9 protein-coding genes are annotated in these 13,939 nt (G+C 65.9%); 6 read left to right on the top strand and 3 right to left on the bottom strand.

Annotated elements, in window-relative coordinates; all coding sequences use genetic code 11:
• Positions 1-95: 95 nt before the first annotated feature.
• A complete protein-coding gene (nhaA, locus tag JOD47_RS13335) occupies positions 96-1,508 on the top strand; it encodes a Na+/H+ antiporter NhaA (RefSeq protein ID WP_204534905.1) in 1,413 nt (470 codons plus the stop codon).
• 9 nt (positions 1,509-1,517) lie between these two features.
• On the opposite strand, the gene JOD47_RS13330 is transcribed toward nhaA, so the two are convergent.
• Positions 1,518-2,453 carry a TatD family hydrolase gene (locus JOD47_RS13330; protein WP_204534903.1) on the bottom strand — a complete coding sequence of 312 codons (936 nt, stop codon included), beginning with the start codon at positions 2,451-2,453 and terminating at the stop codon, positions 1,518-1,520.
• 188 nt (positions 2,454-2,641) lie between these two features.
• Here JOD47_RS13330 and JOD47_RS13325 point away from each other — a divergent pair, with 188 nt between their 5' ends.
• From JOD47_RS13325 to JOD47_RS13315, 3 genes are read left to right on the top strand one after another with little or no spacing between them, the layout of a single operon-like run.
• Positions 2,642-3,703: an AAA family ATPase gene (locus JOD47_RS13325; protein ID WP_204534901.1), complete on the top strand. Its 1,062-nt coding sequence runs from the start codon at positions 2,642-2,644 to the stop codon at positions 3,701-3,703.
• 4 nt (positions 3,704-3,707) lie between these two features.
• On the top strand, positions 3,708-5,213 hold the full coding sequence (locus tag JOD47_RS13320; RefSeq protein ID WP_204534899.1) for a DUF58 domain-containing protein: 1,506 nt from the start codon (positions 3,708-3,710) through the stop codon (positions 5,211-5,213).
• A complete protein-coding gene (locus tag JOD47_RS13315; protein ID WP_204534897.1) occupies positions 5,210-7,588 on the top strand; it encodes a transglutaminase TgpA family protein in 2,379 nt (792 codons plus the stop codon). The genes JOD47_RS13320 and JOD47_RS13315 overlap by 4 nt, the downstream gene beginning before the upstream one ends.
• A 125-nt stretch (positions 7,589-7,713) precedes the next feature.
• Here JOD47_RS13315 and JOD47_RS13310 read toward each other — a convergent pair whose 3' ends face one another.
• Both JOD47_RS13310 and rsmI read right to left on the bottom strand, forming a co-directional pair.
• Positions 7,714-9,195 carry an NAD-dependent succinate-semialdehyde dehydrogenase gene (locus JOD47_RS13310; RefSeq protein ID WP_204534895.1) on the bottom strand — a complete coding sequence of 494 codons (1,482 nt, stop codon included), beginning with the start codon at positions 9,193-9,195 and terminating at the stop codon, positions 7,714-7,716.
• Between the two features lie 158 nt (positions 9,196-9,353).
• Entirely contained in the window at positions 9,354-10,235 is an 882-nt protein-coding gene (rsmI, locus tag JOD47_RS13305; RefSeq protein WP_275577938.1) for a 16S rRNA (cytidine(1402)-2'-O)-methyltransferase, read from the bottom strand.
• A 248-nt stretch (positions 10,236-10,483) separates the two neighbouring features.
• On the opposite strand from rsmI, the gene JOD47_RS13300 reads away from it, so the two are divergent.
• Complete coding sequence (locus JOD47_RS13300) at positions 10,484-11,956, top strand: dolichyl-phosphate-mannose--protein mannosyltransferase (protein ID WP_204536725.1); 1,473 nt, start codon at positions 10,484-10,486, stop codon at positions 11,954-11,956.
• 86 nt (positions 11,957-12,042) lie between these two features.
• The gene (locus JOD47_RS13295) at positions 12,043-13,923 is read left to right on the top strand and encodes an AMP-dependent synthetase/ligase (RefSeq protein ID WP_204534891.1); all 1,881 of its coding nucleotides are present in this window, start codon (positions 12,043-12,045) and stop codon (positions 13,921-13,923) included.
• Positions 13,924-13,939: the final 16 nt, after the last annotated feature.

The following is a 13,939-nucleotide window of genomic DNA, read 5'->3' as shown; positions in this document are numbered from 1 at the left end:
AACCAGGTCTTCACTCACCCGTAGACTGGGTAGCGGTGAGCCGGGAAGCCTGGTCGGCAGTGTCTACTGTCGAGCGCAATCCAGGAGCTTTCCCCATGCAGAAGCCGTCGTCCCAACCCACTTCCACCTCCGGCGTCCTCGGCCGCGGCACCTACTCCGAATCACTGCGCATCGGAGCCATCCTCCGCAAAGAGACCGTCGGCGGAATCCTTCTCGTCATCACCGCTGCTGCCGCCATTATCTGGGCCAACTCCCCCGCAGCTGACAGCTACTTCGCGCTACGGGATTTCACGTTCGGCTACGAACCGTGGCATCTGGAACTCAGCCTGGGCGCGTGGGCGGCTGACGGGCTGCTTGCCATTTTCTTCTTCCTCGTCGGGCTCGAGCTCAAACGAGAATTTGTTGCAGGTGACCTGCGAAGCCCAGCCAAAGCGATTGTTCCGGTGGCTGCGGCTGTCGGCGGCGTTATTGTCCCGGCCCTGGTCTACGTCGCTATCAACCTCGCCAGCCCTGACACGCTGCGCGGCTGGGCCATCCCCACTGCCACGGACATAGCGTTCGCCGTAGCCGTTCTGGCTATTGTGGGATCCCATCTGCCTGCCGCGCTTCGGATCTTCCTGCTGACGCTCGCCGTGGTCGATGACCTGCTCGCCATCACCATCATTGCCGTCTTCTATTCCGACGACCTTTCAGTCACTCCGCTGCTCTTGGCCCTGATCCCCTTGGCTCTCTACACCGTGCTGGCCCAGAAGTATCGCCAGTTTTTCCACTTGAAGCCTGCGGCGGCCTGGTTCATTCTGCTGCCCATCGGCTTTGTCGTCTGGGCACTTGTCCACGCCGGAGGAATTCATGCCACCGTGGCCGGGGTCCTCCTCGGATTCGCCGTCCCCGTCCTGCACCGGAAGGGCACCGCCGGGCCTGACGCCGGGCCCGGACTCGCCGAGCTCTTTGAACATCGGGTCCGGCCGCTCTCGGCGGGTTTCGCCGTCCCCGTCTTCGCTTTCTTCTCCGCCGGCGTTACAGTCGGCGGCTGGACCGGGTTCGTCTCGGCCATCACCGACCCGGTGACGTTGGGCATCGTCCTCGGACTGGTGGCGGGAAAGCCGATCGGCATCGTCGGAACCACCTGGCTCCTCACCAAGCTCACCAGGGTGAACCTGGATCCGGCATTGCGCTGGATGGACCTGGTCGGTGTGGCGTTGCTGGCAGGAATCGGGTTTACCGTGTCACTCCTCATCGCCGACCTGAGCTTCACTCCTGACGGATCCACCAATGATCACGCGAAGGTCGGCGTGCTCACGGCCTCCCTGCTGGCAGCCCTGATCGCCTCAATTCTCCTCCGGGCACGCAACAGGCGTTACCGGGCCATCGAGGCCGAAGAACGTGTCGACGCCGACCACGACGGGATTCCCGACGTCTACCAGGAGCCTGGCCGCGAATCAGCTGAAACGGTGACGGCCCCCGACCCGGACGCAGATACCCCGGGGAACCGGCCAGGCACCCGCTAGACCGGCTGGTCAGTCCCACTCGCCATACGCACGGCGGGTGTTCGCGTTGATTCTCCGGCAGAGTTCCTCGAGGTCGGTGCCCAGATGTTCCGCCATGAACCGCACCGTATAGGGAACCGCGTAGCTGGCGTTCGGCTGGCCCCGGAACGGGTGAGGGGTAAGGAACGGCGCATCGGTTTCGGTGAGGATCAGCGAGGGATCGGCCACCGCCAGCGCTTCCCGCAGATCGCGTGCGTTCTTGAACGTGACGGTGCCGGAGAAGGACATGAACCAGCCGTTCTCGTTGCAGATACGAGCCAGGTCGGCGTCGCCGGAGAAGCAGTGGAAGACGATCCGCGCGGGAGGTTCTTCCGAGCGCAGGACCTTCACGACGTCGTCGTGCGCGTCCCGGTCATGGATCTGCAGTGCAAGATCAAGCCGGCGGGCAATGTCCAGGTGCCGGCGGAAGGAGTACTCCTGCCGTTCGCGGCCATCCTCACCGGTGCGGAAGTAGTCCAGTCCGGTCTCGCCGATCGCCCGGATGCGGGGATGCTGCGCGAGGTTTTCGATCTCGGCGAGCGCAGCCTCAAGGGTACCGGCCTGGGCAAGGACGGGCGCTTCGTTGGGGTGGATCGCCACGGCGCCCAGCAGGCGGGAGTCTCGATCAACGGCGTCGACGGTGAAGCGGGAGGACTCCACGTCCGTGCCCACCTGCACCGCGAAACCGACCCCGACGGCCTCCGCTGCATCCATGGCGTCCGTGGCGCTGACGGCAACCTGTCCGTCGCGGAAATCGAGGTGCGTGTGGTTGTCCATCACCGGGAACGGAAGCGGCTCCGGTGCCGGCGGATAATCGAGTTTCCGGCTGCGGCCGCCCGCCTCGGGAGCACGCGACCGACTGGTGGGTGAGTCTTCCTCCCCAATCTCGACAGGGCGGTACTGAACGGGGATCGAACTGGTGCACATGGTCCAACCCTAGACTTTCCTTGCAGCCCGCTCGCGTGGGCAGGCAGTCCATGGAACTTTCCGCCACGAACCCCAGTTGTCCTAGTAGTCTTGAGCTAGTTAGCAACCGTTGCCCCGCACGTGTTCCACTGACGTATTCCACACTGAGGTGGTGCCTACGTTCCCGGCAGCGTCTTCGGAAGGTATCGATGGACGCCCACAACCAGTACGCCACCCCCAACGGCAGCACGGCGCCCAGCGCTTCCGTGGGGACAAGCACGGAGGCCGCCCGCCCACCGATGACAGGCGAGACGTTCCACGACACCAGCACGCGCATCCTGCAGTCCATCAACACCGTGATTGACGGCAAGCCCGACGCCGCCCGGTTGGCTCTGACGGTGCTGCTCGCCGAGGGGCACCTGCTGTTGGAAGACGTGCCGGGCGTCGGCAAGACCATGCTGGCCAAGACCCTGGCACGGACCATCGACTGCAGCGTCAACCGGATCCAGTTCACCCCGGACCTGCTGCCCTCGGATGTCACGGGCGTATCCATCTATAACCAGGATTCCCACCGGTTCGAGTTCCGGCGCGGTCCGGTGTTCGCGAACATCGTGATCGGTGACGAGATCAACCGCGCGTCCGCGAAGACGCAGTCCTCGTTGCTCGAGTGCATGGAGGAACACCAGGTCACGGTGGACGGCTCCACCCACCGGTTGGCTGAGCCGTTCATGGTCATCGCCACCCAGAACCCGATCGAGATGGAGGGCACCTACCCGCTTCCCGAAGCCCAGCGCGACCGCTTCATGGCCCGCATCTCCATGGGCTACCCGGACATGAGCTCGGAAATGGAGATGCTGGAGACCCACCAGTCGGTTTCGCCGCTGCGCTCCATCCAGCCGGTTGCCGGTGTGGAGGACGTTGCGGCGATGATCCGCCAGGTGCGGCAGGTGTACGTGTCCCCCGCGGTGAAGGAATACACGGTCGGGATCGGGCATGCCACCCGCCAGCACGCCCAGCTCCGGCTCGGCGCCAGTCCGCGCGGCCTGCTGCAGCTGCTGCGGGCGGCGAAGGCCGGTGCAGCGCTTGAGGGCCGCGACTTCGTCCTGCCCGATGACGTCAGTGCCGTCGCCGAAGCCGTTCTGGCACACCGGCTCATCCTGGACCGGAAGGCACTCAGCTCCGGTGAGACGCCGTCGTCGGTCATTTCCGGCATCCTCGCCCGGGTGCCGGTGGCACGCGACGCGGCGAGCGCCTCCTCCCGAAACGGCTAGCACCATGTCCCTGACCGAGCGGCTGCCGCGGATCCTGACTGCCCGTGGGTGGGGACTGGCTGCGGCCGGCGTCCTCTCGCTCCTGTTCGCGCAGTTCCTGGGCCGGCGGGACCTCCTGTATCTGGGCATCCTGCTGATCCTCCTGCCGCTGGTGTCCGTGCTGGTGCTCCGCCTGGTCAAACCGCGGTTCACCGTGCACCGCACCTTCGCGCCGCAGAGCATGGAAACCGGGTTCACCACCACGGTGACGCTGTCGGTTGCCTCCGACGGGCCGTTGGGCGGCTCGGTGGCGATGCGCGAGCAGCTGCCGCAGCGTTTCGGTGACGCCCCCGAGTTCCACTTCCCTGCCCGCCACCCCACTCCCAGCGGGGTGAGCCTGTATGAATACCGGCTGCGGTCTGCAGCGCGTGGAGTGTACGACGTCGGCCCTGTCACCGCCGGCTTCACCGACCCTTTTGGTTTGGGCATCTCCCGCCACACCCTCGGCGGGACCGACCGGCTGGTGGTCACGCCGAGCCCGCTCGATCTGCCTTACTCGCCGCTGACCGGTGTCCGTGGGACGGACGGCAATGCCGTGACCCGGCGGAACGCCAACCCCAGCGACGACGACGTCATGACCCGCGAGTACCGCCACGGGGACCCGATGCGCCGGGTGCACTGGGCGGCGACCGCCCGGCACAACGAGCTCATGGTGCGGCAGGAGGAATCCGTGACCACCCCCGAGGCCACCCTGATCCTCGATCAGCGGCAGGCCAGCTACGGGTCCGGTTTCCTGTCCGCGTTCGGTGGGGATCCTGACACCGATTCCAGCATGCTGTCTTCGCCCACGTTCGAGTGGGCCGTGGTCGCTGCTGTCTCCATTTCGGCGCATCTGCTGGAACGCAGCTACTCGCTGCGGTTCGTTGATGAGACGGGTGCGCCCGCGTTGCAGCGGTCGGTGTCCGCGCCGTGGCCTGGGGATGAGGAGTTCCTGGGCCAGACCGGGCTGCATGGCATTGCGCAGGGACTGGCAGCGCTCGAGTTGCTGCCGGATCCTGCAAAGCGGACCGCGTCGTCCTCCGCTAAACGGACCTCGTCGTCGTCTTCGTCTTCGTCAGCGAAGCGGCGGCCTGCTACTGACCGGGCTGTCGCAGTGCCGTTCGGCGATCCGATGCTGGACAAGCTCGCGGGACTGAAGAACCGGGGACCGCTGATCGCCCTGCTCGGTGCGATCAGCGCGGACGAAGCCCGCGATCTGGGGCAGGCGGCCGACTACGGATCGCAGTCCGTCGCCATCCTGGTCAGCGAGCGCCCACGCGACCTCCACTCCGTGATGGACATCCTCCGCGGTGCCGGCTGGCACGTGGTGGCGGTGACTCCGAACGCGTCCGTCGCTACCGCCTGGGCGCACCTGGACACTCCGCCGGCCACGGTCACGTCCTCCACGGCGAAGACCACTCTCAGACCGGGCACCGGCAGTTCGACAGACGGCAGTTCTGCAGACACCGTCGGCTCAGGAGTTCACTCATGACCGCGACACTCTTCCGGCCTCCAGCCGACGGGCAGGCGCAACGGGTTCTGCCCAGCAAACCGGGCACTCCCCGTCGGAGCCATTGGCACCTGCTGGTCAGTGCGGCGTCGTTCGGTGCCGTGATGCTGACGTCCATGAGCCTGTCCGGGGTGATCTTCGGCTGGACCTGGCTCACCCCCGTCCTGGTGACGGTGGGAACCGTGCTGTTCTTCATGGCCCTGACGCGTGCTTCGCGGCTCCCCTCCTACTTTGCTCCCCTTGCCGGCATTCTTGCGCTGGCGGGCTCGCTGATCTGGCAGTTCTTCCCGTCGCAGAGCACCCTCGGGTTTTTCCCGGGCGACGGCTTCATTGGTCGGCTGACCATCCTGCTCGGTCACGCAGAAAACACCGTGGTGTCGCAGGTGGCGCCGGTTCTGCCGACTGCCGGGCTGTTCCTGGTGGTCTGTGCCGGCATGGGGCTCATTGCAGTCCTCGTGGATACCCTTGCCAACACGTTGCGCATGCCGGCCACCGCCGGGCTGGCGCTGCTGGCAGTGCTGGTGGTTCCCGCCGTCGTACGTATCAACAGTGTCGGCGTGCCGGCGTTCATTGCTGCGGTGGCAGGATTCCTGCTGCTGCTGGGCTGTGCGCACTGGCGTGAATCGCGGTGGGAATCGGCGTCGTCAGGCGAGCTGTCCGGTGCGCACCTGTCGCGGGGGTTGACTATCGGGGCGCTGGCTCTGGGCATCGCCGTCGTCCTTCCGCTGGCCATTCCGGGCTTCAACTCGGGGGCGTTCCCGCAGGGTGCGCGGGTGAACCTGTGGGGTGCGGCGACGGGGCTGAATCCGATTGTCACGCTCGGCAATGACCTGCGCAATCCCAACGGGTTCGGTCGGATCGAGTACTCCACCACGTCTGATGATCCGCTGTATCTGAGGTCTGTCACGCTCGAGGATTTCAGCGGTCAGCGGTGGGAGCCGGATCAGCGCCTGGGCCAGCGGGTGGCCGGTGTGGAGGAGATGTCCTCGGACGCCCAGCCGTTTGCGGCAACCACCGTCACGCGGGTCAGCACGGACAGCTTCACCAGTCCGTGGCTGCTGGCGCCGTACGCTCCGGTGTCCGTTGAGGGCCTGAACGGGCGGTGGGCTTATGATCCGGGGAACCTCAGTATCCTTGCAATCGACGGCGGCTCAACGGCGCAGCAGGAATACCTGGTCCGCAGCGCCGAGCCGGTGCTGACCCGGGAGCGGCTGCAGGCCATCCCGCCGGCGAATCCCGAGTCCGTGCCCGAGCAGTTCCTCGCCCTTCCCGATTCGGTGCCCGGCATCATCGGTGAGACCACGGCAGCGGTAGTGGACGGAATCAGCAACCCGTACGATCAGGCAATTGCCATCCAGCAGTTCCTGCGCGGGCCGTCCTTTGTGTACTCCGTGGACGCTCCGGTGGACGGCGGGTATGACGGCAACAGCCTCGACGTGATGGCGCGTTTTCTCGAATCGAAGTCCGGATACTGCGTGCACTACGCCGGAACCATGGCGGTCATGGCCCGGCAGGCAGGAATTCCGAGCCGGGTGGCCGTGGGCTACTCCCCCGGAACGCCGACGGGGGATGTTTCGCGTGGCCCCAACGATGAACGGTTCGTCGAGTTTTCGGTGAACTCCAAGGACGCGCATGCCTGGCCGGAGCTGTACTTCGAGGGCGTTGGCTGGGTTCGGTTCGAGCCCACGCCGTCCCGGGGTTCGGTTCCCGAGTATGCGTTCTCGACCGTGGTGCCCACCGGTCCCGTGCCGAACGAAGGCAATCTGAACCCGAACGCCCTGCCGGTGCCGCCGTCCACCGGGACGCCATCCCCGCAGGCTGTGGAGGAGGAGTCGCCGCAGGCAGTGCGGGAGAGTGCTGAGCGGAGTTCCGCCCTCGGGCTGATCCTCGGTGGAGTGCTCGTCCTGCTGGCTTTGACGCCGATGGCGATGCGGCGGATGCGGACCAGGCGCCGTCGTCGTTCTGTCACGGCCAACACCGAAGGGGTTGGTTCAGCCACGGTGGCGTGGGCGGAGACCGTTGAACTGGCCGCCGACTACGGTGTCCCTCCCCTACCCACCGACACGCCGCGGACGTTCGAGCAGCGGTTGCGGGCCGGATTCGATGAAGGTCCGGCGGCAGCACTGTTCCGGCTGCGGCGTTCCTACGAGGAAGAGGAGTACGCCGAATTTGCGGTCTCCGGTGCTCAACCCCGGACGGCGAACAGCTGGGAAGATGTCCAGGCCGTCGCCGACGCGCTGCATGAATCGGCGACGCTTCCGGCACGGCTTCGCGCCCGGTTCTGGCCCCGCTCGCTGTGGCAGCCGTTCGGTGCGCAGCGGAGCGAAGAGGTTGTTGCTGCTTCCGCCTCGCGGTGAGGCGGGCCGGTTTTCCCCACCTTGTGAGAGCAACGACGGCGTGTCGGGAGGGACACGCCGTCGTTATAGGGCTTCGCGGCCGGAAGGTGGGGAATGGGGACCGGTTAGACGTGCATTCTGCGGTGCTAGCCCGCCGTCGGGTCCGCGATGCCCACGTACTGGGTGTAGAGGTATTCCTCGATGCCCTCGTAGCCGCCTTCACGTCCCAGGCCCGACTGCTTCACGCCGCCGAACGGAGCCGCAGCGTTGGAGATGACGCCCGCGTTGAGGCCGAGCATGCCGGTGTCGATCCGTTCGCCCATCCGCAGTCCGCGGTTGAGGTCGCGGGTGAAAACGTACGCCACGAGTCCATACTCGGTGTTGTTGGCCAGCCGCACGGCGTCGTCCTCGGTGGAGAAGGTGACAATCGGCGCTACCGGGCCGAAGATCTCCTCCTGGAGGATGCGGGAGCCGGACTGCACACCCGTGAGCACTGTCGCCGGGTAGAAGTAGCCGGGACCATCCATCGGTGAGCCGCCGGAGAGGACCTTTGCGCCGTCGTCGACCGCGTCCTGCACCAGGGAGTGCACGTTGTCGCGGCTCTTGCCGTCGATCAGCGGGCCCAGCTTCGAGCTGTCCTCGGTGCCGCGGCCCGGGGTGACGTCCTTCATCCGGGCGGCGAGCCTGTCAGCGAACTCGGCGGCGACGGACTCCTGCACGATGAACCGGTTGGCTGCGGTGCAGGCCTCGCCCATGTTGCGCAGCTTGGCGGCCATGGCGCCTTCCACTGCCTTGTCCAGGTCAGCGTCCTCGAAGACCAGGAACGGTGCGTTTCCGCCGAGCTCCATCGAGGTGCGCAGGACGTTCTCGGAGGCGTCCGCGAGCAGGCGGCGACCCACCGGCGTCGAACCTGTGAAGGAGAGCTTGCGGAGGCGGCTGTCCTTGATGAGGGGTCCGGTGACGCCGCCGGCGTCGGAGGTGTGGACGATGTTGAGCACGCCGGCGGGCAGGCCGGCCTCTTCGAGGACCTTGGCAAACAACGACGACGTCAGCGGGGTCAGGTTGGCGGGCTTCAGCACCATCGTGCAGCCGGCGGCAACTGCGGGGGCGATCTTGCGCGTTGCCATGGCCAGCGGGAAGTTCCACGGGGTGATGAGCAGGCAGGGGCCCACGGGCTTCTTGTTGACCAGGATGCGGGATTTGCCGTCCGGGGCTGTGGAGTAGCGGCCCGACATGCGGACGGCTTCCTCGGAGAACCAGCGGAGGAACTCGGCGCCGTACGTCACTTCACCGCGGGCTTCGGCGAGGGGCTTGCCCATTTCCAGGGTCATGAGAAGTGCGAAGTCGTCGGCGCGTTCGGTGACGAGTTCGAAGGCGCGGCGCAGGATCTCGCCGCGCTCGCGGGGTGCCGTTTTGGCCCAGCTGTCCTGTGCTGCGACGGCGGCGTCCAGTGCGGCCTTGCCGTCCTCGGGGCTGGCGTCGGCGATGGTCAGGAGTGTCTTGCCGGTCGCGGGATCCTCGACGTCGAAGGTCTTGCCGTTCGAGGCGTCGCGCCACTCGCCGCCGATCAGCAGGCCGGTGGGGACCGAGGACAGAAGTTCTTGTTCGCGCTGGGCAGTGATAGTCATCCGGAAGCCTTTACGATCGACGATGGGCAGTGCAGGAGCCGTTCTTGCATCTTGGCCTTCACGCTAGCCCTGCATTTTGGCCCCTGTCCATACAAAGCTGCACCACGTGGTGCCGGATCTGCTGTTGTAGTGCACAGCTACTCGCCTCCCATTGTCGGTTACGTCCTCGCGGCCACCACCGCGGCGTACAGCTCCCGCTTGCTGACCCGTCGGTCTTCAGCCACGGCTGCGACGGCCTCCTTGAGCCGGAGCCCCTGGCTCATCAGCTCGTTGACCGCGTGGACATGGTCTTCCGGTTCGGTGGGCGCATCTGCCGGTGCACCGCCGACGACGACGGCGATCTCCCCCCTGATCTCGTTGCCTTCCACCCACTCGAGCAGGTGCTGCAGCGACCCGCGGATCACCTCTTCATAGCGCTTGGTGAGTTCGCGGGTGACGCAGGCCTGCCGGTCCGGGCCGAATTCGGAGTGCAGTGCGCGGATCATCGCTTCGAGCCGGTGGGGCGCTTCGAAGAACACCATGGTGCGGCGTTCGGTGCGCAGCTCGGCCAACCGGGCTGCACGTTCGCCGGTCTTGCGGGGCAGGAAGCCCTCGAAGCAGAAACGATCGGTGGGCAGGCCGGAGAGGGCGAGCGCTGTGAGGACCGCGGAGGGTCCGGGTGCGACGGTGACCGTAATGTCCCGTTCGGCTGCGGCTTCGACGAGGCGGAAGCCGGGGTCGGACACGGAGGGCATACCGGCGTCGGTCACAAGCAGCAGGGTTGCACCGGCGTCGACGAGGTCCAGCAGTTCGGGGGTGCGTGAGGCTTCGTTGTGCTCGTGGTAGCTGAGGGTCCTTCCTCGCGGAGTCACCTCGAGGGAACGGATGAGCCGCTGCAGGCGCCGGGTGTCTTCGGCGGCGATGACGTCAGCCGATTCGAGGAGCGACACCAGCCGGAACGTTGCGTCGCCCATGTTTCCGATGGGGGTGGCGGCCAGGACGATGCTGCCGTTCCCGGGGATGAGCGTCCCGGCATCTCCGGAGGTGAGGGTTTCCGGCAGGAGCGGGGCGTCGTCGTCGTTGTGTTCCCTAGGTTCCGTCACTGGTTCAGCCTAGCTGTCCAGGAACTGTCACTGCCGCTCGGTACGATGATTCCGTGAGCCAAACCACCACTGCCGCAGCCCTCCGCGAGGGGTCCGGGCCGCAGTGGGTCGTTTCGGCGCGAACCGCGTTCTCCGAGCGCGTACTGCGGCGCCGTTTGCTCGGTGAGCAGCTTCCATTCGGGGTGTGGGGTTGGCTGATTCCCGTGATGGTGGCGCTGATCGGCGGGGTGCTGCGGTTTGTCCGGTTGGGTGAACCGGACACGCTGGTGTTTGACGAGACCTACTACGTCAAGGACGCCTACTCCTTCCTGCAGTCCGGGTATGAGCGTGAGTGGCCGGAGGAGGCGGATGAGTCCTTCAACGCCGGCAACCCCGGGGTGATCCTGGAGACGGCGGACTATGTGGTGCATCCGCCGGTCGGCAAGTGGATGATCGCATTCGGGATGCTGCTGTTCGGGCCGTCCAATCCGTTCGGCTGGCGGTTCACGGCGGCGGTGGTCGGTACGCTGTCCATCCTCATCCTGGCTCTGGTGGCGCAGCGGTTATTCGGGTCGGTGGTGCTGGGCGGTATTGCGGGGTTGCTACTGGCGGTCGACGGGCATCATCTGGTCCATTCGCGGACGTCGCTGCTGGACGTTTTCCTCATGTTCTGGGTGCTGGTTGCGTTTGCGCTGCTGGTGCTGGACCGGAACTGGGCGAGGCGCCGGTTGGCCGTGCTGATGGCCGGTTTCGCTCGGGAGCGTGGCCAGCCCACGCGTGAGCAGTTGCTGTACGGGCCGTGGCTGGGGTTGCGTCCGTGGCGGATCGCCGCGGGGGTGGCGCTCGGCTTGGCGCTGGGCACCAAGTGGTCGGCACTGCCCTACATTGCGGTGTTCGGCCTGATGACCGTGCTGTGGGATATGTCAGCCCGGCGCACGGTGGGCGTTCGGCGCTGGGTGCGTGGCGCCGTCGTGCGTGATGGTCTGCAGGCGTTCGTGTCGGTTGTGCCGGTGGCACTGCTGACGTACGTGGCGTCGTGGACCGGCTGGTTCCTCTCTTCCGATGCGTATGACCGGCAGTGGGCGGCGGACAATCCCGATCCGCTGTGGGACTGGGTCCCCGCTCCCCTGCGCTCGCTGGCTGAGTACCACCGCAGTGCGTATACGTTTCATGAGGGGCTCAGTTCCGAGCATCCGTATGAGGCAACGGCGTGGTCCTGGCTGGTGATGGGGCGGCCGACGTCCTTCCACTATCAGTCGGACGGGCTGACGTGTGGGGCTTCGGACTGCTCCCAGGCGGTGAGTGTGGTGGGCAACCCGCTGATCTGGTGGGGCGCTGCGCTGTCGCTGCTGGTGGTGATTCTGTTCTGGGTTGGCCGGCGCGACTGGCGCGCAGGTGCCATCCTCGCCGGAGTCGCTGCCGGCTACCTGCCGTGGTTCCTGTTCCCGGACCGCACCATGTTCTTCTTCTATGCGATCGTGTTCGAGCCGTTTCTCGTCCTGGCGCTGGTCTATGTGCTGGGGCTGATTCTGGGACGTGCACACGACCCCCCGTGGCGGCGCCGGAGCGGTATTGTGCTCGTGGGGGGATTCGTTGTGCTCGCAGTGTTGGTATCCGCGTTCTTCCTGCCCGTCTGGACGGCTGAAACCATCCCCTACAACCAGTGGCGTCTACGCATGTGGATGCCGAGCTGGATCTGACCTAGGCGTGCGTCGCCAGCCGTACGTCGCCAGTCCAGACGTCAGTCCAGACGCCAGTCACCACCGAGGGAAAGCGAGTTGCACCGATGCGAGAATCCTCCACCGAACTCATGGTCGATCTACCGGCCGAGTCCAACGTCACCGACCTCCTCCTCACCCAGCACAGGCGCGCTCCGAAGGCCCCGCTGTATGCGGTGAAGACGGACGGCGTCTGGAAGGACGTCAGTGCCGACTCCTTCCTGGAGCAGGTGCGCGCGCTGGCCAAGGGGCTTCTCGCGCGCGGCGTGCAACCCGGTGACTCGGTGGCGGTCATGTCGAAGACCCGCTACGAGTGGACCCTCGCTGACCTTGCCATCTGGTTTGCCGGAGCCGTCACTGTTCCCATTTACGAGACCTCCTCGGCACACCAGGTGAGCTTCATCCTGGAGGACTCTGCCGCCGTCGTCGTGCTCGTTGAGAACGAGGAAAAAGCGGCAGTGGTGCGCCAGGCTGCGCCGGACGCGCAGCTTGTACTGATGAATTACGACGACGGTGCTGCCTCCTTTGCATCGTTGGCGTCTGACGGGGAGTCGGTCAGCGACGACGTGCTCGAGGCCGCGCGGAGCAGCCGGGTGCTGGAGGATGTGGCGTCGCTGGTGTACACGTCGGGCACTACGGGGCAACCCAAGGGGTGCGAGATCACGCACGGCAACTTTGCGCTGTTTGCCGTGAACACCATCGAGTTCCTGCCGGAGCTGCTCAAACAGGAAAATGCACGGACCCTGATGTTCCTGCCGCTTGCGCATGTGCTGGCGCGTGCGGTGCAGCTGGTCTGCCTGGGTGCCGGGGTGAAGCTTGGCCACACGTCCAATGCCACCGAGCTGCTTGACGATCTCGCTGCGTACAAGCCCACGTTCCTGCTGGTGGTGCCACGCATCTTCGAGAAGATCTACAGCACCGCTTCGCAGAAGGCTGAGGCTGCCGGCAAGGGCAAAATTTTCCGTGCGGCGGACGCCACGGCGGTTGCCTACTCGAAGGCTTTGGATGCTGCGGCGCGGGGTGGAAGTGGTCCGTCGCTGCTGTTGCGGGCACGTCACGCACTGTTTGACCGTGTGCTGTATCCGAAGCTGCGGGGAGTTTTTGGTGGTGAGGTGGTGCATACGGTGTCGGGCGCTTCGCCGCTCAGCGAGCACCTGACGCACTTCTTCCGTGGTGCCGGGATCAATGTGCTGGAAGGTTACGGGCTGACTGAGAGTACTGCGCCCTGTACGGCGAATACGGTGTCGCTGACGCGGGTCGGTTCGGTGGGTATTCCGATGCCCGGAACCACCATTCGGGTCGATGAGGATGGCGAAATCCAGGTCAACGGCGTCGGTGTCTTCAAGGGGTACCACCACAACAGTGCTGCCAATGCAGAGTCATTCACGGAGGACGGTTTCTTCCGTACCGGTGACCTTGGAACGCTGGACGAGGACGGCTTCCTGCACATCACCGGCCGGAAGAAGGACCTTCTGGTGACGGCTGGCGGCAAGAACGTTGCCCCGGCGCCGCTGGAGGAGAAACTGCGGGAACATCCTCTCGTGGCGCACGCGCTCGTTGTGGGCGACAACCGGCCGTTTGTTGCTGCTTTGGTGACGCTCGATCCTGACGCTGTGAGCAACTGGGTGAAAGCGAACGGGCATGGCGCTTCGGGGTCGTCTGGGGTGCTGTCGTCTGGGGAGGTGCCGTCTGAGGTGGCGTGGTCTGAGGTGCTGTCGTCTGAGGTGGCGTCGTCTGAGGTGTTGTCGTCTGCTGCGTTGCGTGCGGAACTGCAGACGGCTGTCGATGCTGCGAACACGCTGGTGTCGCGTGCCGAGCAGATCCGGAAGTTCGATGTTCTCGATGCCGAGTTCACCGTCGATTCCGGATACCTCACACCCACCCTGAAGCTGAAGAAGGCGGCGGTGCTGGCCGATCACGGTGCGGCTGTGGAGAAGCTTTACACCTGACGGGTTGTTGCTCTCT

Origin of the sequence: Arthrobacter tumbae (genome assembly GCF_016907495.1) — a bacterium.
Classification (GTDB): Bacteria; Actinomycetota; Actinomycetes; order Actinomycetales; family Micrococcaceae; genus Arthrobacter_D; species Arthrobacter_D tumbae.
The sequence above is the reverse complement of the archived record's forward strand: the minus strand, read 5'-3'. Positions and strand labels throughout refer to the sequence as shown.

Excerpts from the sequence above, each read along its gene's own strand:
- nhaA (WP_204534905.1), top strand. The coding sequence starts at position 96 with ATGCAGAAGCCGTCGTCCCAACCCACTTCCACCTCCGGCGTCCTCGGC.
- JOD47_RS13330 (WP_204534903.1), bottom strand. The coding sequence starts at position 2,453 with ATGTGCACCAGTTCGATCCCCGTTCAGTACCGCCCTGTCGAGATTGGG.
- JOD47_RS13325 (WP_204534901.1), top strand. The coding sequence starts at position 2,642 with ATGGACGCCCACAACCAGTACGCCACCCCCAACGGCAGCACGGCGCCC.
- JOD47_RS13320 (WP_204534899.1), top strand. The coding sequence starts at position 3,708 with ATGTCCCTGACCGAGCGGCTGCCGCGGATCCTGACTGCCCGTGGGTGG.
- JOD47_RS13315 (WP_204534897.1), top strand. The coding sequence starts at position 5,210 with ATGACCGCGACACTCTTCCGGCCTCCAGCCGACGGGCAGGCGCAACGG.
- JOD47_RS13310 (WP_204534895.1), bottom strand. The coding sequence starts at position 9,195 with ATGACTATCACTGCCCAGCGCGAACAAGAACTTCTGTCCTCGGTCCCC.
- JOD47_RS13300 (WP_204536725.1), top strand. The coding sequence starts at position 10,484 with ATGGTGGCGCTGATCGGCGGGGTGCTGCGGTTTGTCCGGTTGGGTGAA.
- JOD47_RS13295 (WP_204534891.1), top strand. The coding sequence starts at position 12,043 with ATGCGAGAATCCTCCACCGAACTCATGGTCGATCTACCGGCCGAGTCC.